This window comes from Bacteroides sp. A1C1 (assembly GCF_004328515.1).
Lineage (GTDB): Bacteria > Bacteroidota > Bacteroidia > Bacteroidales > Bacteroidaceae > Bacteroides > Bacteroides uniformis.
Map to the genome: position 1 here is coordinate 2,806,677 of NZ_CP036491.1, position 21,417 is coordinate 2,828,093.

General features: G+C 40.3%; 9 protein-coding genes. 3 read left to right on the plus strand and 6 right to left on the minus strand.

What is annotated here, in order from left to right; translation table 11 throughout:
* Positions 1–20: 20 nt before the first annotated feature.
* The 3 genes from EYA81_RS11330 to EYA81_RS11340 form a co-directional block, all read right to left on the minus strand.
* Entirely contained in the window at positions 21–2,966 is a 2,946-nt protein-coding gene (locus EYA81_RS11330; protein WP_242672381.1) for a SusC/RagA family TonB-linked outer membrane protein, read from the minus strand.
* Between the two features lie 993 nt (positions 2,967–3,959).
* Positions 3,960–5,420, minus strand: a complete 1,461-nt coding sequence (locus EYA81_RS11335) for a RagB/SusD family nutrient uptake outer membrane protein (protein WP_016274185.1) — start codon at positions 5,418–5,420, stop codon at positions 3,960–3,962.
* An 18-nt stretch (positions 5,421–5,438) separates the two neighbouring features.
* Positions 5,439–8,375: a TonB-dependent receptor gene (locus EYA81_RS11340; protein WP_131225753.1), complete on the minus strand. Its 2,937-nt coding sequence runs from the start codon at positions 8,373–8,375 to the stop codon at positions 5,439–5,441.
* A 705-nt stretch (positions 8,376–9,080) separates the two neighbouring features.
* Between EYA81_RS11340 and EYA81_RS19235 the strand changes: the two genes are divergently transcribed.
* The gene (locus EYA81_RS19235; protein ID WP_165491379.1) at positions 9,081–9,242 is read left to right on the plus strand and encodes a hypothetical protein; all 162 of its coding nucleotides are present in this window, start codon (positions 9,081–9,083) and stop codon (positions 9,240–9,242) included.
* A gap of 228 nt (positions 9,243–9,470) precedes the next feature.
* Here the strand turns inward: EYA81_RS19235 and EYA81_RS11350 are convergent, their stop codons facing one another.
* The 3 genes from EYA81_RS11350 to EYA81_RS11360 form a co-directional block, all read right to left on the minus strand.
* Entirely contained in the window at positions 9,471–11,069 is a 1,599-nt protein-coding gene (locus EYA81_RS11350; RefSeq protein ID WP_117599254.1) for a RagB/SusD family nutrient uptake outer membrane protein, read from the minus strand.
* Positions 11,070–11,089: 20 nt separating this feature from the next.
* The gene (locus tag EYA81_RS11355; RefSeq protein WP_255425207.1) at positions 11,090–14,056 is read right to left on the minus strand and encodes a SusC/RagA family TonB-linked outer membrane protein; all 2,967 of its coding nucleotides are present in this window, start codon (positions 14,054–14,056) and stop codon (positions 11,090–11,092) included.
* 811 nt (positions 14,057–14,867) lie between these two features.
* Positions 14,868–16,058: a site-specific integrase gene (locus tag EYA81_RS11360; RefSeq protein WP_131225754.1), complete on the minus strand. Its 1,191-nt coding sequence runs from the start codon at positions 16,056–16,058 to the stop codon at positions 14,868–14,870.
* Between the two features lie 453 nt (positions 16,059–16,511).
* On the opposite strand from EYA81_RS11360, the gene EYA81_RS11365 reads away from it, so the two are divergent.
* A complete protein-coding gene (locus EYA81_RS11365; protein WP_165491380.1) occupies positions 16,512–19,730 on the plus strand; it encodes a TonB-dependent receptor in 3,219 nt (1,072 codons plus the stop codon).
* A 27-nt stretch (positions 19,731–19,757) separates the two neighbouring features.
* A complete protein-coding gene (locus tag EYA81_RS11370) occupies positions 19,758–21,386 on the plus strand; it encodes a RagB/SusD family nutrient uptake outer membrane protein (protein WP_226791303.1) in 1,629 nt (542 codons plus the stop codon).
* The last annotated feature ends 31 nt before the right edge of the window (positions 21,387–21,417 follow it).

The window sequence follows — 21,417 nt, forward strand, 5'->3', positions numbered from 1 at the left end:
ATTTTATTATTGAACTATTATCAGAATGTTACTTTCAAACCGCCGGAAATAGTACGTATAGGCGTATATCTATCTGTAGAAGCTGTTGTGTAGCTCATACGTGGATCAAGCCCTTTACGGGCAGAGAAAAGAGCCACATTGTCAGCCGCACCGTAAATACGCAAGCTTCCGATACCCAGACTTCTCAACCATCTCTTAGGTAAAGTATAGCCCAGGGTGATGTTATTGATAGAGAAATAATCAGAACTTGTCAACCAACGGTCTGATGAAGAGTTGGTGTATTTATCAATGGCATCTACACGCGGAATATTGGTATTTCTATTCTCTGGTGTCCATGCATTCAAGATATCCTTGTGCCAGTTATATCCCATGTAGTGGGAGTCACCGCCATGCATGAAAGCTTGATAGCCACTATCATAAATCGTACCACCCAACTGATAAGCACACTGGATGGAGAAATCAAAGCCACGGAACTCCAATGTTGTACCGACACCGCCATAGATAGTAGGCAACAGGTCACCGGAAGCTTGTCTATTGGAATTGTAGGCAGCAGACCAATCTTTATCCTTATACTCTACACCGTTTTCGTCCTTTGCCCAATACAGAGCTTCGCCGGAATCAGGATCTACCCCTGCATATTTTGTCAAATACATCTGGTACAAAGATTCACCTTCACGATAAATATAGGAACCATCAATCATCTCTCCTTTCAAATCCGGATGCAGCTCAAGAATCTTATTTTTCATCAATGTTCCATTCCAATTGATCACCCACTTTAAATCATTAGTTTCAATAGGAGTATAGTTCAATTCAATTTCCACACCGGAGTTGCGTACCGAACCGATATTCATAGGAAGTTGGGTATAACCGTTAGACATCGCTACCGGTTTATAATACAACATATCCTTAGTCTGGCGGTTGAAGTATTCGATTGTACCGTCAATACGTCCTCCCAAAAGAGCGAAATCCACACCTACATTGAATGAATTGGATGTTTCCCAAGTGATATCTTTGCTCCCCTTGTAGTAGAGCACACCATCAGAGAATACACCGTCAGACCCGCTAACCATGAACTGATCCAGATACGGATAGTAGTTTGTATATCCCTTATAATAGAGGTTGTCATTACCCTGCTGACCGAAAGAAGCCTTCAGCTTCAGCATGTTGATCCAATCGTATTGACTGATAAAGTTTTCTTTTGCCATATCCCATGCTGCACTCACACTCCAGAAGTTACCCCAACGGTTATCCGGATGGAAGCGTGAAGAAGCATCACGACGATAAGAAACACTACCATAATATTTTTCATTGAAATCGTAGCTGGCACGTGTAATGATACCGATTGTGGCATATTCATTGTAACTGCCAGAACCATTCTTGCGGTCGATAACATTAGATGCAGTCCAGTTCTTGTCACTATACATGTTATATCCTAAAATATAGTGACTTTCCGTGTTGAAGTCCATACTTTCATAGCCGGCAAGAATATCCAAGTTATGGTTGCCGAATGTCTTTTTGTAATTCAACAGATATTGTTGGTCAAGCGAATAAACGCGTGAGGAGTATTGCATAACAGAACCGCCATAGGAAGCCGACTGACCATAATACTTGTTACCCACACTATGCTGGCGTGTGTTGTCAATATGCAAGCCCAAAGAAGCTGTCAATGACAAACCGTCAATGATATCAATCTTTGCATACCATTTCCCATTCAGAATATCCATCAGATATTTTTCAGTATCATAAAGGAAACCGCTCATAGGATTGGACATGCTCATAAAATTACGGGTGAAGTTTGTACTTGAACCATCACCATAGTCATATACATGATAGCCGGTATTGGCATTATATTGTAAACTGCCGTCTGCATTCCGTACATACATCGGATAGATTGGTGCGATAAAGTTACCAACAAAGAACGCATTACCGGAAGAAGTAGCGGCATCGGTATCCTGATCGCCCGGTGAACGGCTTGTTACATTCGAATAGCTAAGATTCACTCCAAGTTTCAACCACTTTTTAGCCTGATAATCCACGTTCATACGAGTGGAGATACGTTCGAAACCTGAATTTTCAATAATACCTTCATCATTCAAATAACTGGCAGACAGATAGTAACTTAATTTGTCCGAACCACCAGAAACACTAAGATTATACTCTTGGCGCAAATTACTTTGGAACATCTCATCAGACCAGTTGTCCGGTGTATAATAATAGTCACCGTCACTATATCCCAAAGCTGCATGAGGGTTTAACTTGCCGTTCCGACCAATAAGATATTGTCCATCAGGTATGGTATAAACTTGATAGCCCAGCTTGGGAAACAAGTCTGCATTGGCCAATTGATAAGCCTGTTCTGCTGTATATCCGCTATTATATAGGTATCCGTTGTACAAAGCAGAATATGCAGTCTCCATATAGGTATTTGCATTCTGCAATACATCATAGTTTTTTACTAAGCGGGAGTTGACTCCCCAACGGGCGTCTAAAGAAATCTGCGTATCACCGCTCTTACCTTTTTTTGTAGTAACCAAAATAACACCGTTTGCACCACGTGCGCCATACAGAGCAGCAGCTGCAGCATCTTTCAATACGGTCATCGATTCAATATCTTGTGAATTGACAGCGGAGATATCTCCTTCATAAGGAATGCCATCCACTACATACAAAGGATTGTTGCTGGCATACATAGAACCAATACCGCGAATACGAACTGTCGCACTCGTACCCGGCTGGCCATTTGTACTTTGTGTCTGCACACCAGATACAGTACCGGAAAGTGCGTTCGATAAGTTGGAGACTTGACGCTTCTCCAATGTCTCAGACTTGATCACAGAGGCTGAACCAGTAAAAGCGGACTTCTTTGCTGTTCCGTAAGCTACCACCATTACCTCATCAAGCATCTCAGAATCGGAACGCATGAATACTTTTATATTCGGCTTAATCTCAACCTCTTGAGTCTGCATGCCAATGTACGAAATCACCAAAGTTTTCGCGGAACTACAATATGTCTATATTGTTGATAATAAGCAATATAAAATAAATAAAAAGAGCTCCTGAAATAAAGTAATCCTCTAGAGAAGATACTCTATACATATCCACTGTAAATGACAATCTACTTATATGATACTATTTATAATGGTAATATGCTGATTTGAAGGTTTTTAATTCTGTGCTGATGTGCTATAATCATAACGTCAGGATCTTTTTTCTCAAAAACTAGAAGGGCTTTGTCAATATCTATCATTTAGTTGCTTTTGTCAATTATTTACCGTGTTGTTTATTCCATCTATGAGAATGTAACCCCTTATGTAAAATACTATTGAATTTATAATGGTTACATAAATACTATCCTACCTATTTATCCATTTTATGCATAGAACACTATGTAATTGTCTCTATCTTATAAATGGAGATTATTCCAAATACAAAGTAATTGGAGTAAAGAATTCTATAGCTATGAAAAACTACTGTTTGGAGCATGTCAAAAACGTAATGAGGAAGTCTTCTTGTAAGAGAATATAGTCTACATAGAATAACGAAGACTGAGTGGATATATTTTTATAATTCAGGGGAATAAAGAATGTACTTTTGTAATCCGCGCTGACTCCCGTGTCGTGCAGACAATTCAGGTTTGCTGTTTATTGAAGAGAGGATATTTCTATCGTTTCAGTTCTTCTCCATAAAGTCTATGCAGTATGATACGTGCCGGTATACTTTTAATCTCTCCATTGGCATCACTTTGGAAGACGAGGAAGAAATAACCGTTAATCCCCGGCAGCGAATTTCTATACGTCCTATTTGGAAATGGTTGTTGCAGAAATAAAGTGGAAAAGATAGAATAACAAAAGCCGCTTACTTCACAGTGAACGGCTTTTAAAACACTTTATTTAGAAAACACCCTATCAAATAGAGATGTTTTGAAAGTTCATAAATCAGATATACTCCTTCTTACAGACTTATTTATAAGCAGGATTCTGATCATTATTTGTCAGTTCTCCATTAGCATCAATCTCTGCTTGCGGAATAGGTAATTCAAATCTATCAGAGCCAGCAGGAAGGTCTAATTGACTAGTCCACAAATCGTGTCCGTCAACTCCAGTTCTTGTCAATGCCAAACCTCTACGTTTCATGTCGAATAGGCGATGTCCCTCTGCAAATAATTCACGCCTTCTTTCTTGTTGTATCTCATCTGCTAAACCGGCATCCGTTCCACTATATTTATCCAATCCACGAGCTATCCGAACAACATTTAATGCTTCTTTAGCCACATCATAATGCTGTTTGTCAGCAGCTAATTCAGCAATAATAAGATACATCTCAGAACCACGCAGCATATTGAAAGAGCCTTGTCCCATTTCATTGTTACGACTATGAATCTTTGTTGTCAAGTATCCTGTTTCACTGATATAATCGTTTGTTTCAGAATCTTTCGGGAACTGAGTTTTGCGTATATCTTTATCTTCCATTAGATTAATCAAAGCCTTTGAAACTCGTAATGAGCTATAACCAATAACAGCATCTTCATAATCATCTCCACACAAATACCAGAAAGAGGGTAATGAAAGATAGAATTGATTATCATCAGTTGGACATTCGAAAGCCCAAAGTGTTTCTGAGTTAACTTCACAGAAATCAGCTGTGTAAACTGCCGTATTCATCAAATTAACACCTTTCAATGCAGCATTGGCATGTTTGATGCCATTTGTTTCATCACCTAAATCCAAATACAAACGTGCAAGAATTCCATGAGCAGCATTCGCACCGATATATGCCTTGGATGAAGAAGAATGCTGGTCCAACAATCCACATGCTTTTTCCATGTCAACGACAAGCTGATTATACACATCTTTTACCGTAGCACGAGGAAGGTCTTCTGTTCCAGAAGAAATACGTAAAATTATGCTCGGATTATCCGGGTACTTGTTTACAGGTTTGGCATACATTCTTACTAAGAAATGATAAGTATAAGCTCTTAGAGATAGCGCTTCACCTTCAATTCTGTTACGCTCTGCACTTTCTGCCAGGTTTCCGATATTATCCAAAATGGCATTCGTATTATCTATGATACTGTAACATCCCTTCCACGGGTCATCAGTATAGGTACTTCCTGGAGAAACTGTATATTGATAAGGAGACACAAAACGTCCATAATTGTAGTTGGGGTCAGGTGTCACCAATGCGTCATCTCCCATAATGTCAGGCAAGAAGAAAATATATTGGTTGGTCATATGAGCCAACCAGCCATTGGTCAACCAGTCATAAGCACCGGTCAACACTTGCTGCGCACCGTCTATCGTAGTAAAGGTGTTAGAATCGGACATTTGGTCCGAAGAAGTAGTATCCAAAAAATCATCACCGCAATTTGCCAAGCTAAGACCTATTGCAAGTGCTATTATAGTTTGCTTTATTCTATTCATCGTAATCTCAATTTTAAATTAGAAACCAACATTTATACCAAATAAGATTGTACGAGGCAATGGAACCGTACCTGCACCGTCCAATACTCCGGTTACACCTCCCAATTCCACATCGTAACCTTTGAAACTACCATCCAAGTTCCATACACAGATATTCTCCAGACTTCCAAAGAAACGTACTGTCTCCAACTGTATCTTCTGTGTCCATTTTTTTGGTAGAGTATAACCTAAGTTGATATTTTTTAATTTAATGAAATCTGCATCGTGCAAATAGCGGCTTGATGTAGAATGAGAACTTGAAGTGTTATTGGGCAAGAATGCAGGATTCGGAGCGTTTGGATTCTCTTTTGTCCAATAATTCGCTTGATCTTTGATGGCTTGATAACCGTTGTTGTTACCATCATTCAGCAAATTGGCTTCGTACGCATCATATATCTTTCCTCCAAAACTATAAGTAAAGAGGAATGAAAGGTCTAATCCTTTAAATGTAAATGTGTTATTCAAACCTCCAAATACATTGGGAAGTGCAGAACCAAGTTTGTATTTGTCTGCAGTAGAGTAAGTTGAAGTGGTAGTTCTTTCACCTGTCGGATTACCTTTATCATCTTTTACGTCTTTATACCAAAGTGGAGCACCGGTTTCTTTATCTACTCCGGCCCATTCTTGCATGTAAAATTCATAAAGGCTGTAGCCTACCGTACGAACTTTTGTACCAACAACTTCCTGTTCTTCGGGATAAGAAGTGATTTCATTCTTGTTAAAAGAGATATTGAAGTCGGTTCCCCAATTAAAGTCTCCGGCTTGAATATTTAGGGAATGCAAATCTACTTCTATACCAGAGTTGCGCATACCACCCAAATTAGACATAATTATGTCCAACCCCGTAGAACCGGCTAAAGTTTTTTCCAATAACAGTTCATCAGAGTTTTTGATATAATAGTCAATGGATCCATGCAGGCGACTGTTAAGTACTGCAAAATCCAACCCCACATTGAAGTTTTTGGATTTTTCCCATGACAAATCAGGATTTGCTAATTGAGAATGTCTGAAGCCAGACTCTCCGTTATAATTGGCTCCACCTTCATAGAAGGCTTGATAACCATATAAGTAATCAGATGTTTTGTTACCTGAAGTACCATAGCTGGCACGCAGTTTCAAGTCATCGAGCCAAGTAATATCTTTCATGAAGTTTTCTTCGCTGATACGCCAATTTAATCCGACACTCCAAAATGTACCATAACGATGTCCCGGTGCAAAACGTGAAGAACCATCGGAGCGGATACTGAATGAGGCAAAATATTTATTCTGATAATCATAATTTAATCGACCAAAATAAGAAAGCATGCGCTCTTTATCTGTTACAGAACCTACTTCTTGCGGAGTAGCAGCTACATTCAGCTCTGTCAAACCACCAATTGGAAATTTTGTTCCTTGTGCATAAGTGCGCTTGTACTCTTTATTATAGATTTCATAACCAGCCAATACCGAGAAGTGATGGTCTTCCTTTATGTTGAAATTATAATTTAATGTACTGGTCAATCCAAAAGTATTGTTCCAAATGGCATATTTGTACAAGCGTCCTTGTGCAGCTTTACCATTACCATGCTCCGCATTATACCATTGCGTTTCATCCAAATTGATATAATCATATGAAAGACTTGTTTTCCAATGAACTCCATAAAAGTTGAAATCCACGTAGGGATTTACCAAAACACGGTATGTGTTAGTTGCATATTTGTCAGTTTGTGCAAATGATATAACATTCATATCCTGAAATATGGGATTCTTGAAGTTATAAAGAGGTTTGCCATTCTCATCATATTGCATTTGGAAATTTTCATCCAAATCATATACTGGAACAGCATTGGGTAGGAAAATACCATTAGTCAAAGGACTAGCACCGCCACCTCCACCTACAGGAGTGTTTTGTTTTGCCAAAGAGAAAGTGGAATTGATACCCATACTGAACCAAGGTTTAATTTCTGTTGAGACATTTGCACGACCTGAATATCGTTCAAAATCCGAACCAATCACAATACCCTCTTGATTCATATATCCCATAGAAATGAAGTATTTTGATTTCTCGTTTCCTCCATTTACACTGATATCGTATTCTTGTGACATCCCGGTTCTGAAGACTTCATCCAACCAATCGGTATCAATCATCAATTGAGCGCCAGATGTCAAGTCGCCAGAAGCATCCAGAGGGTTAGCAACATTATATGGATTTCGCCCATACATGCTTTGTGTGGATTTGTTGGCTGCAGCAGAAGCTTCTTCTGAGGACATGCCTTTAGCAATATTATTATTATAGAAGCCTCCATAATACAGAGCATAATGTTCGGAGGCATTCATCAAATTATAACCACCAGAAGGGAGTTTGGAAGATGACATTTGAGCTTTAAAGCTAACCTTGGCTTGTCCTTTTTTACCCTGCTTCGTTGTAATCAGAATAACACCATTGGCCGCACGTGATCCGTACAGAGAAGCAGCAGAAGCATCTTTTAAGATGGTAATAGACTCAATATCATTCGGATTTAAGTTTGAAAGTGGATTTGCACTTGTCCCATATTTACTGGTATTTGCAACTTCACTTAAGTTTGCAGCTTCAATAGCAACTCCATCTATAACATAAAGTGGGGTACTTGAGGCAGACATAGACCCGATACCACGAATACGTACCTGTGTAGACGAACCCGGTTGACCGGAGACACTTGCGATCTGCAGTCCAGGAGACAATCCTTGTAATGCTTTCTCAAATGAAGTAACTGGAAGCTTTTCCATATCACTGGATTTGATAGTAGCAACAGAACCTGTTAGTGAGTTCTTCTTTGCAGTACCATAAGCTATGACTGTTACTTCATCAAGAATTTCACTGTCGGACTTTAAGATGACTCTTAAAGAAGGTGCGACAGCCACCTCTTGCGTTTGCATACCAACATACGAAATTAGCAGAGTTTTCGCGGAACTACACTATCTGTATTCTGTTGATAATAAAGAATATACAATAAGTCAAAGAATTGGCTAAAACAAGGAATACTCTTTTCAAAGCTGTCCTATATGGGTCTACAATAAACAAAACCTTACTTATGTGATACCATTAACAAATGTAATATTTTGATTAATAGTTATTTGAGTGTTAATTAATGTACTGCAGTTGTAAAATTAGCATTCCTCTTTTTAAAAGAATGGGTGATTATGTCAATATCTATCATTTGTTTATTTTTCGTTGAATATTTACTTGTATTATTTATTTCATCCATAAGAATATTGCATTTCATGTAAATACTATTTTAAATTACAGAATAACTATTCCTATTTCAAATAGAGAAAGTCTGTGTTTGTCGGATAAAAAACTAATGAACTTATGAGGTTATTTCTAAAGGATCTTAAATAAATTACTTTATAGTTTTTTGTGTAAAAGTTCAAAAATAAATTCATTTTATACAAATATCGTCTTTAATTAGTATTATCGTAATGTACACTACGGATAATAGTGGACTTGATGTAAAATAATAGGTGTATTATGAAATTCTATGGTCAAAAAAGAGTTGGCTGTTTTAAAGAATATAGCAGAACAGTTTCAAGAAGAATCGCAAATGCCGGTTTTAGTAGGAAGAAGGCGCATCGGTAAGACCTCACTTTTATTGAAATCAACGGATGAAAGACCGACATCGTATTTTTTCATTTTATGAATTGGTCGAAATTAAACACAATCCTGAACGGATAGGTTGGGGGATATTGAAGAAAAAAGTCACAATCAACAAAGAATGGAAAAACTGCTCTGTTTCTTATAAAGGGCTTTCTTTGGAAGATATGTAATCTTGAAATAACACTTCCCCCTGAAGTCTTTTGTTGGATTAAGAGAAGAAAGCCACCCATTTCGCAATGAGTGGCTTCTCAAAAACACTTTATTATGAAATTCCGGTATGTTCAACCGGATGAATCATCATAATTGCCGCATTATTATTGTTGGGGTAATGCAGCTTGATTAGTCTGCACAGATAGCGCTTCTGTGTCATTTTTCCGTATAACATGTCCTTTGAAGTATTAATTCTGGTCGCTCGGAGAAAGCTGAGAATTATTCTCTATTTCAGAGAGAGGTAACTGGTAAAGGAACGGCCTGTCTTCTTGGTTATAACGGAACTTACCGGCAGAGAAGTGATTATTATTTTCTGCGCCCCAAGTTTCATCTGTACGATCTACAGGAATATTCAAACGACGATTATCAATATATTCCAAACCTTCACCCCAGAACTCTACACGTTTCTGATAAATGATTTCCTCTATCAGGTCAGCCTTGTTCGTGAAAGTGTAATTATAATCGGGCTGGCGGGTCTTCATAAAGCTATTCAGTTCAGTCACTGCTTCAGCAGAACCCTTGTGAGCCAAAGCTTCCATTTTTATCATGTAAGCTTCTTCTGAACGCAGGTAAATATAATCTCCCAGTTCCCATCCGCTGAACACACCGGCCTTGATGTTATCACGACCTGTACCGATAAATTTTACGGCTTGGTATTCCACGGCAACTGGAGACTGAGTGTCACGAATCAATGTTATACGATTACCGGAGTCATCTGTTACACCTGTAGAACGGTCGCAGCAGAACCATTGCAGACGGATATCAGTATCCGCGATACGGTCTACTAATGGCTTAAAGGCAGCGCGCCATACACCGATGCCGGCATAACCATCGCCATAAGTATCCATCTGCGAGAAGAAAGACATATAAGTTGTACTATTGTCTGCTGTAACATCGCTACCGAATACTACATCCGGCAAGCTGATATTACTGAATCCTTGGAGTATCTGGTCTTCACTCTGCAATATAGGGAAATTATCAATCACCACCTGCGCATACTTTATCGCCTCATCCCATTCATGGATAACCATGTTCGCACGAGCCAAATGCATAGCTACCACGCAGCCATCCATATCAGTGGGTGAGGAAGTACGCGTCATATCCAAATTCTTGAACAAGTCGAAAGCAGTAGTAAGGTCACTCTTGATTTGTTCATAGATTTGGGCTACAGTAGCACGTGGCTGGTCACCTTCCGTATCCTCTGTAATAAGCGGTACACACGGAGACTGGGAGAAGTCATATTTCTCTCCACGGCCCCATTTCGTTCCATCCGCACCGGTATAGTAGGAATGCTGGTATAAGTAAGTCAGTTGTAAGTAGGCGTAGCCACGGAAACCAAGAGCGATGGCACGATATTTCAAATTGGCGGGATCTTCACTGCTGGGGTCAATCAGCTTGAGGATGTTGTTGGCATTGGCTATGACACGATAGTACTCTTTCCAACGGTTGTTGGTCGGAGTATAGTTCTGTTGCCAGTAATCCAGCAAATAATGATACATACTCATAGCGAAACGTCCGGTCATAATCATATCGTTGCCCATCAGCGATGTTAAGTAATCAAAACTCTTTTGACCGAAATAGTTGTGACTCATATTGACGTCAACATACTGTTGCATATCAGTATACATACCTGCCACAGCAGCTGAAAAAGCCTTATCAGGATCTTCCTGAGCCACATTGCCCAGTTGGTCTTCAGTCAAATAAGCGGTAACATCAGCATCTTCAATGCAAGATGTAAGCAGGCCCCCGACAAGAAGCACCTGCATCATATATTTCATTATCTTCATATACAATTTTATTTTTTAGTTTAGAATGTAAGGTTGATACCTCCGGAAATCACACGCATCGGAGAATAGCCTCCATATTCATTATCAGAACCAGCCATTGCCACACGAGGGTCAAATCCCTGACGTTTGGACCACAAGCCGAGATTATCTGCCGTAGCATAGATACGCAGTTTCTCAACACCCAATTTCTGCATCAAGTTCTTCGGCAATGTGTAGCCCAAAGTGATGTTACGGATGCTGAAGTAGCTGGCCTTTACCAGATTGAGGTCTGATTGCTGAGTGAAAGAGTTGGAAGCATTGTCGGCATTCCAAATAGGAAGTGAACCTTGACCGGTCTCAGGGTTGAATGTTTTCCACATATCCTTATTATGACCTACGTAGAATGAAGAGCTCATGCCGGACAGATAAGAGTAGTCATAAGCATAGCCACCAATCTGGAAAGCCGTTGCTATAGAAAGGTCAATTCCCTTGTAAGAGAAAGTAGTGCTCAAACCACCGTTGAAATCGGGCAGCGCAGATTTTCCAATGAAGTAGCGGGTTGCGTCTGCATAAGTGGTGGTGGTAGTACGGCCTGTCACTTCCCCTTTCTCGTTTGTCTCATCCATGTACCACATGGCATTTCCTTTTTCGTCCATGCCGGCATACATATAAGTATAGTATTCAAAGCGGCTCTTACCTTCGCGCAGGTTGAACGGACCGGAAGTGATACCATTTTCACGGTTTTCTTCGGGTAATGTCACAATACGGTTCTTGTAGTGGGAGCCTACGAGCGATACCGTCCACTTCAGGTCAGACTGATTGAAGATATCCACATTCACTTCAAACTCTATACCAGTGTTCTTCATCGCACCCAGATTTTCCCAGTTATACGGCCGTCCGGCTGTAGAGAAAGCTACGGGACGCTTGAAAAGCATATCGTCCGTACGACGATAAAAATATTCGAATGAACCGTATACTCTATCGAAGAGACGGAAATCTACTCCCACGTCAAAAGTCTTCTGCTTTTCCCAGGTCAAGTCCGGATTACCGTAGAATTCCGGTGAATAACCCAGCTCTGAACCATTCCAAGTAACTGTGTATTGGTCTTGATAAGGCGTGTACACATAGGCATAGTCATATTCCGAAAGGATGCTTTCATTACCCTGGGTACCATAAGATGCACGCAGTTTCAAGTCGTTCAACCAAGAATTTGTACCTTCCATGAATGCTTCGTTGGAAATACGCCAAGCAGCACCTACCGACCAGAAATTACCCCAACGGTCCAAAAAGCGGGAAGTACCGTCGCGACGGAAAGCGGCAGAAACGTAATATTTATTGCTATAGTCGTAGTCTGCCATACCGAAATAACCCTCGATGTTATGGTTTGCCGTGTAGCTATTGATGTATTGCATTTGTCCACCGTTGTCCAGTTCCGGATTGTTCGGATTAAAGAAGTTGGTCTTCTGTCCTGCCAAATACTGATATTCATACTTGTAGTACTCGTGACCTATCTTGGCCGACAGGTGGTGGTTATCGCCAAATACATTGCTGTAAGCCAGAATCTGGTTGAAGTTGGTAGTCGTAGTGTTGTAGCTTCCTTTTGTACCACGACCACCGAAAGACTGTCCGTCACCGATGAGCGGAGTGTAGAATACTGTCTGGCTACTGTTCGTGAAATCATAACTATAGTTTGCTGTAAACTTGAAATTCTTCAAGAACGAGATTTCCAGATACGAGCGTGAAGTCAGATTATTGTACACAGTTTCACGAATATCCTCTTTCATATTGGCTATCACATTCTGGTTAGTAGCCGTAGGACGTTTAGATGTACCGTCTGTTTCACCATTTCCGGCATCATACATGGGGCTTCCATCCTCATAATATTTCATGTTACCTTCTGCATCATAGGCATGAACCGGAAAGATAGGAGCCCAAGAACGTGCTACTTCGAAAGGATTGGAGGCAGCTCCGGCATTCTCTTGTACACCATTCTGAGTTGCTTTGGAATATCCTACATTGGTACCTACCTTCAACCAGGATTTCAACTGGGAGTTAACGTTGGCACGAGCTGTAAAACGCTCATAAGAAGAACCTAACACATAAGAGTCATTATCCAGAAAGCCCATAGATACATAAAAATCTGTACGGTCATTACCACCCGATGCAGATACATTGTATTCTTGGCGGAAGGCATTGTCGAACAAGGCATCGGCAAACGAATCATTATAACGCAAACGTGCATTGGGGTTAAGTTTTCCATCAGGTGTTACTAAATATTCTCCTTGCGGGATGATATATGCATTGTAATTACCCAGTTCGCCCAGTAAATCCTGACTGGCTGCTAAATTAGAGTCTTCAATGGATTTTCCAGCCGCCCAATAGGTATTACGAAGACCATACCAAGACAAACGATAGAACTCTTCCGGATCAGTAGCCATATCATAATCTTTGTACGCACGCTGTGCCACACCCCAGGTACCGTTAAAGTTGATGGCCACCTTGTCTTTGCGTCCGGTCTTGGTAGTAATCATGACCACACCACCAGCTGCGCGGGAACCATACAAAGAGTTGGATACAGCATCTTTCGACACGTTCACTGAAGCAATGTCCGTAGGGTTGATGTCCGACAACTTACCGTTGAAGGGCACACCATCTACTACAATCAGCGCATTGTTGCTGGCTGAAATAGAACCGATACCGCGCAATACGATATTGGCATCTTGTCCCGGCTGGCCGGAAGAGCTTACAACCTGCAAACCGGCCACAGCTCCTTCTAGTGCATTGGACACGGATGTAGCTTGTGAATTACTGATAATCTCATTCTTTACACTGCTGATAGAGCCCACCAAATCTTGTTTGCGTTTAGTGCCATAAGCCACTACTGTTACTTCATCAAGTATCTCTGTATCAGGCATCATAACCACTTTTACGCTCGGTTTGATTACCACTTCTTGAGTCTTCATACCGATGTATGAAATCACCAGAGTTTTCGCGGAACTATATTTTATTTATCTTATTAATAATCAGATAATTATGCTATGTGCTAGAAATAACTATAGCGAAATTTCCTTTCTCACAAGGTATGTGTATGGAGGGACGACGCATAAAACCTTACTGCTGTGATACTATTTGTTGGATTAACAACCAAGTTATCAGATGTATACCATAAAGTTAATACACTGCTTAAAGATTTTAAATGATTCTTCCTCTTATATGAAGCATGTCTTTTGTCAATATCTATCATCTTAGCTGCTTTCAATGAAGTATTTATTCTACATTGTCACTTTATTAGCGAAACTACTAAAGTCTATGTAAAAGAATATTTCAATAGCTTCAGAAAACAGCAAATTCAAAACTTTCTGATTGGCTAAACAATCAAGACAACAATTGTTTCCTCATAACAGTTTTCATCATTTTTGCTTCCACGCTTCCACCCGTTCCTTATATCCCTCTATTCATCGGCATCACAGATGCTGTGGAAGCAATGCAAAAGTGTGGAAGCAAATTTAGCTTCCACACCTCCAATCAGTTTAAATATTGATAAAACACCAATGTTAATCTTCTATTCACACTATGCTGTATCTAATTGATTATAAATAGTTTCTTGCTGCAAGATTTTGCAAACCTATTGCAGTGATACTGCAAAGCTGTTGCAGTGGTACTGCAAGCAATATGCAGTGGTACTGCAAACAATATGCAGTAATACTGCAAAACGTATGCAGTGAGTTTGCAGCGAGCAGGTTGAAACAGAATAGTGAGTGAATAGACTTTAAAGGAGAAGTATATGACTAATGATATGAAAGTGCAGTATTGACTATGCTAAGTTCGTGTTTTTTTAGGCAAAGGCATGAGTGCATGGCTCTTTTCTAAATCATGTACTATAGTCATATCCATTACATTCGTATACACTTGTGTGGTTTTAACACTTTTATGCCCCAACAATTTTTGCACCGTTGTAATGTTTACTCCATTATAAATCAATAGAGTTGCATTAGTATGGCGAGCGGTGTGAAATGAAATCTTTTTTGATAAACCGGCTAGGCGGGAAATCACAATTAAATTTTTGTTCACATTAGAGTTATCCCTTAAATGAAAGAAGCTTTGTAAGTCATCCCGATATTTGTCCAGAATAACAAGCCCTTTTCCTTCGAATAAGAGATAAAGAGGCAATCTGACTTCTGTACTCGTCTTTATGGATTTATAAATTAGCCAGGTTTCTTGACGGATCTCCACGATGTTATCGGGTGATAAACTGATAAAATCAGAATATCTCATTCCTGCATAGCAACAAAACAAGAATGCATCTAAAGTCTTCTGCAATTTAGTATATCTGCCAGCCAAGCTTAATTTCTCCAACTTCTCCAGCTCTTCAGGGGATAAGTGCGTATGCTTGTTTTCTATAGTTTTAATCTTGTACTTTCGAAAAGCGTATTTTTGTATCTCTATATAATCCTTGTTGATGGCAACATTTATATGCCGCTTCAGATGCTTCATATGTTTGGCTATCGTATTTGTGTGATAGCCTCTTGATTGCAAGAAATATTCAAAGGAGGATATGAATTCGAATGTTAAATCAGAAAAGGTTACATCCTTTTTGAACTGTTGTAATAATGAAAGAGTGGAGAGGTGATTTCGTTTTGTACTTTCTTTCAGAGCAGAGTTTGCTATCTCTTGTCTACAAAAAGAAATAAAAGAGGTTTTGTTTTCGCTTGTGCTCAAAACGTCCTTTAGTAATTCTAATGAAATACGCCTTCCTTGCTGCCACAATTCCAACTCTTTTTTTTCTATCATAGCCATAAATTCATATATCAATCTATTCAGTGCATCCGCATTAGGATGATTCTTCACGATAAGCTTTTTATTGTCCCATTGTTCTGGCTTTAGATAAACTTTGGTGGAGAAATACTTTTTTTTTCTATCCAAATAGGCTTCTACTTGCACTAACGCCATTCCTTTTTTATTCAGGCTTCTTTTTCTGTTGTATACTAGATTGTAAATAATTTTACTCATTTTGTTTGGTTTTAATTAATACTAATAACAAATAAGACGATATTCTGTGCTCAGTGAGAATAGAATAAGAATTAATATCTCTAAAAAGTGTCTTTTTGTGTTTAGCTATTAATTGGTATTTAATCTCCGGAAATTCTCATTTTGTTTCAAAATCAGGTATGTTTTTTGTTTTAGCGGCTTGTTTATTAACCATTTTGTTTTAAAATATGTGTATTTCTTGGAAAAATCACCTTGAAAGAGGGAATCATAGTGATAGTAAACATAAGCCGGTTTAGGTTTTTTAAGTATGAAAAATCTGTTATTAAGCATAAAGTAGCGTATTTAATTAACAGATTGATAGATTTGCAAGGTTTTTTCAATAAAATAGTTGTTCGTTTCAGTTTTATTAATATATTTGCACTTTGTTAGAGTAAAGAAACAATTAATGTAAAGTTAAACTTTAAGAGAGAATTTATGAAAAGAAAATTAATGCTGTTATTGGCCTGTCTTTTTGTTGGAATAGGCCTAGTAACTGCCCAAACCCAGAAGGTTACAGGTGTTGTAATTTCTGAAGAAGACGGGCAGCCAGTTATTGGAGCCTCTGTATTGGTAAAAGGTACACAAGTTGGTGCTATTACCGGTGTAGATGGTGATTTTACATTACCAAACGTACCAAGTTCCGCGAAAACTCTGGTAATTTCTTATATTGGTATGCAAACCCAGGAGGTGACAATAAAACCTAGCGTAAAAGTGGTGATGAAGTCTGATACAGAGATGCTTGATGAGGTAATGGTAGTTGCTTTCGGTACAGCAAAGAAGTCTGCATTTACGGGTTCGGCTAAGGTGATAGGTACGGAAAAGCTGGAGCAGTCGCAGGTGACAAACGTTACCGATGCTTTGGCTGGTGCTGTGCCGGGTGTGACATTGACATCCAATGACGGTGCTCCTGGTTCAAAGTCATCCATCAAGATCCGTGGTTTCAGTTCACTCAATGCAGGAAACGACCCTCTGATTATTGTGGATGGTGCTCCTTATAGCGGTGATATCAATAATATCAATCCCAACGACGTTGAATCAATGACGGTATTGAAGGATGCGGCTTCCAATGCTCTTTACGGTGCGCGTGGTGCTAACGGTGTAATTATCATCACTACCAAGAAAGCCAATATGTCGGGTGAGGCCAAAGTAACTTTCGATGCCAAGTGGGGAGCAAATACCCGTGCGTTGCAGAAATATGACGTGATTGACAATCCTGGCATGTACTATGAGACGCACTATGAGGCAATGAAAAACTACTATAAATATGAGGGGGGAATGAGTGATCAGGCTGCATGGCTTGAGGCAAATAACAATTTGTTTGGCTCTAACGGTGGCTTGGGTTACAATGTCTATACGGTTCCCGAAGGACAATACCTTATCGGTCAGAATGGCAAGCTTAATCCCAATGCCACATTGGGTAGAGTTGTGAATTATAAAGGACGCGACTATCTGCTTACTCCGGATGATTGGGACGATGTAGGTATGCGTACCGGTTTACGTCAGGAATATAACTTCTCAGTGAGCGCAGCTAATGAAAAATCTTCTTTCTATGTTTCTTTAGGCTATCTTGGAAATGAGGGTATCACTGAAGGTTCTGACCTGAAACGTTTGACTGGCCGTTTAAAAGCCGACTATCAAGCCAAGAAGTGGTTGAAGATCGGTGGTAATATGGCATATGCGCGATTTGATTCCAATTCATTGAGTAATAATGGTTCCAGTAGTTCTCAAGGTAATGTATGGGCATTTATTACCCAAATGGCTCCCATCTATCCTGCTTACGTACGTAATGCTGATGGCAGTATCATGGTTGATAAGAATGGTATTGGAATGATGGACTACGGTAGCGGTATCAATGCAGGTATGCAACGTCCTTTCATTCCTGATGCCAATCCTATTCTGGACAACAAACTTAACACCCATAATGCTGAAGGAAATGCTATCAGTGGTAATGCTTTTGTAGACATAACTCCTATAGAAGGGTTAAAGGTGACATTCAATGGTACTTTCAACTTGGATGAGACACGCTTTACATATGTTTATAATCCTTATTATGGACAGTTCGATTCTACCGGTGGTACAGTAAGCAAGCGCCACCAGAGAACTTACGACTACAACTTGCAACAACTTGTCTCATATGCCAAATCATTCGGAAGCAATAATTTCGATATTTTGTTAGGACATGAATATTATGACTACCGCCTTTCTTATTTGGGAGCCAGTAAGTCACAGATGTTCTCTCAGGACAATCAGGAATTGGATGGTGCCATTATAGATGGACAGAGTGCTTCTTCATATAAGAGTCGTCGTAACAACGAAGGCTTCTTCGGACGTTTGCAATACAACTATGACGAACGAATCTTCGGCTCAGCTTCCTTGCGTCGTGATGCTTCCAGCCGTTTCCATCCAGACCACCGCTGGGGTACATTCTGGTCGGCAGGTGGTGCATGGCTCATCAACAAAGAAAGCTGGTTTGATGCTTCTTGGGTGCAGGAACTGAAGTTGAAGGCTTCAATCGGTTCACAAGGTAACGATAATATCGGTGATTTCCGCTATACGGATAGATTTAATATTATTAATTCCAATAATAGTCTCGGCACTTCGTTCTACTCTAAAGGTACTAAGGACATCACTTGGGAAACCAATACCAATTTCAATATCGGTGCGGAATTCCAATTGTGGGACCGCGTTACCGGTAGCATAGAGTACTACAGACGCAAGACTTCAGATATGTTATTCTCATTCTCCGTGGCTCCTTCATTGGGTTATTCTTCTTATCTGGACAATGTTGGTAACATGGTCAATAGTGGTGTAGAAATGGATTTCAATGTGAATATCTTCGATACACGTAACTTTACGTGGGACGTAAATTTGAACATCTCAACTTTGAAGAACCGTATTACGATGCTTGATCCTGACAAGTTGATTACTACTGAGTATACAGCTGACGGAAAGGGATATAAGGGTTATTCTAACGGAAGCTTCTTCATTGGTGAAGATTTGTCTATGTTTACATGGCGTATGAAGGAATATGCCGGAGTGGACGAAGAGGGAAGAGCCTTGTATTATAAGAATGTTAAGGATGAGGCCGGCAACATCACCGGACGCGAAACGACTTGGAACCATGCTGAAGCTGACTATTACATCACAGAAGAAAGCACGATGCCCAAGGTATACGGTGGTTTCGGTACCAAACTGAAAGTATATGGTGTAGATTTCGGTATTAACTTCACTTACCAGATTGGCGGCAAGCAGTATGATGGCACGTATGCATACTTTATGTCATCACCCAAAGGCACGGCAGGTTACAACTATCACAAGGATATCCTAAAGTCATGGACTCCCGAGAACACCAACACTGATATTCCGCGTTTCATGATGAATGACCCTTCATATCCGGCTTCATCATCTACACGTTTCTTGACCGATGCAAGTTTCTTGAATATCCAGAACATAAATGTGGGCTATACATTGCCTTCCAAGTGGACAAAGAAACTGGCTATAAGCTCTTTGCGCGTGTACATGTCGGCAGAAAATGTTTTCTACTGGTCTAAACGTAAAGGGTTCGACCCGCGTCAATCATATGACGAGACGACCAACGCTACTTTCTATTCACCGATGCGTACCATCTCCGGTGGTGTGTCATTCGAGTTCTAAAACTAAATATTATAGATAACAATGATTATGAAGAAAAATATATTCAAGTTGTTTTCAGCCATGGTGGTATCGGCTACAGTACTAACCGGCTGTATAGAAGAGGTTTTTCCCGAAGATTCTACTGCGACCTCCGAGCAAATCGGTGCGTCAGCTACGGCGCTTGAGGCTGCAGTCAGTGGCATGCCGTCACAAATGGTACAAGGCTATCTGGTATATGGTAGCCAAACCCATGAAACCGACCTTGGCTATCCTTCGCTGATGTTGGCACAGTCTGAATTGTTGGGCGATGTAGTGGACACAGACTATGGGTATGACTGGTGGTGGCCCTTCAATGCAAGCTTGCAGATGTATGACAATGGTTATTACTCATATTTGCCTTACTTTACTCTATATAAGTTTGTTAAATCGGCCAATGACGTGATTTCAGTTGTTGACGTTACCGATCCCACGATTACCGATGAGATACGTGGACTCGGCAGTATATCCCATGCTTTCCGTGCGTTTAGCTATTATACGCTGATGGTGCTTTTCGAGCCAGTAGAGAATATCTATACTGATTGTAGCAAGGTGTTGGGACTGACAGTGCCCATTGTAACTGAGGAAACAACTAATGACATTGCGAAGAGCAATCCGCGTGCGACTCACGAAGAAATGGTGAACTTTATCCTTTCTGACCTTGACAAAGCAGAGATAGGTTTGGAGTCTTATATACCTACTAGCAAGAATTTTCCCGACTTGGCTGTAGTATATGGTCTGAAGGCTAAGGTATATATGTGGGATGGCCAATTTGATAAAGCTGCCGAGTATGCCCGCAAGGCTATTGATAAGTCGGGTGCAACTCCTATGAACGAAGCACAGTGGCATAACCCCACTACAGGTTTCAATACGGCTACTTCTGCATGGATGTGGTATCTTCACCCCACAGCTTCCAACATGGGTAACCTTGCTAATTTCATCGGTCACATTTCCAATGAAGCGGATTGGGGATATGCTTCTTTGTCTAAACTCCAAATGGCACGTTCACTTTATGACGCGATTCCTACTACCGATTTCCGCAAATATTCTTACCTTGACCCGGACAGATCTGTTTACGCTTACCAGTCTGTGAGAGGCAATGAGTGGTTGGACGAACAGCCGGATTATATGTCATTGAAGTTCCGTCCCGTGGGCGGTGACTATAGTACTTATTCTGTGGGTGCGGCTGCTGATATTCCCGTGATGCGTGTGGAAGAGATGTATCTCATAGAGGCTGAAGCTGTAGGTGCCAGCCAGAGTGTGGCAGCAGGTGTACAACTGTTGAATAACTTTATGAAGCAAAATCGTCAGTCTGATTACAGTTTTAACGCAGGCGATTTGCGCAGTTTCCAACTTGAGGTCTTGAAGCAGATGCGTATCGAGTTTTGGGGAGAGGGGGTTGCATTCCCTACTGCCAAGCGTTTGAAACCGGATGTTATTCAGCACTATGAGGGTACCAATTTTAAAGAAGATAACTTCAAGATCAACTGTAAAGGTGTGAAGCCTAACTGGACGCTGATGATCCCCAAGACCGAGGTGGATTCAAATATCGCGCTTCAAGGAATGAACAATCCGGACCCGACCGGTGCTATTCCTAAGCGTCCTACTCCGATAGGAGAGTTTGCGCCTGGTAACAATTAAATTAAATGAACTAACTTTATAATTGAATTTG

Bases quoted from the DNA above. Each gene is read 5' to 3' on its own strand.
- EYA81_RS11330 (WP_242672381.1), bottom strand. From the start codon at position 2,966: ATGCAGACTCAAGAGGTTGAGATTAAGCCGAATATAAAAGTATTCATG.
- EYA81_RS11335 (WP_016274185.1), bottom strand. From the start codon at position 5,420: ATGAATAGAATAAAGCAAACTATAATAGCACTTGCAATAGGTCTTAGC.
- EYA81_RS19235 (WP_165491379.1), top strand. From the start codon at position 9,081: ATGAAAGACCGACATCGTATTTTTTCATTTTATGAATTGGTCGAAATT.
- EYA81_RS11350 (WP_117599254.1), bottom strand. From the start codon at position 11,069: ATGAAGATAATGAAATATATGATGCAGGTGCTTCTTGTCGGGGGCCTG.
- EYA81_RS11360 (WP_131225754.1), bottom strand. From the start codon at position 16,058: ATGAGTAAAATTATTTACAATCTAGTATACAACAGAAAAAGAAGCCTG.
- EYA81_RS11365 (WP_165491380.1), top strand. From the start codon at position 16,512: ATGAAAAGAAAATTAATGCTGTTATTGGCCTGTCTTTTTGTTGGAATA.
- EYA81_RS11370 (WP_226791303.1), top strand. From the start codon at position 19,758: ATGAAGAAAAATATATTCAAGTTGTTTTCAGCCATGGTGGTATCGGCT.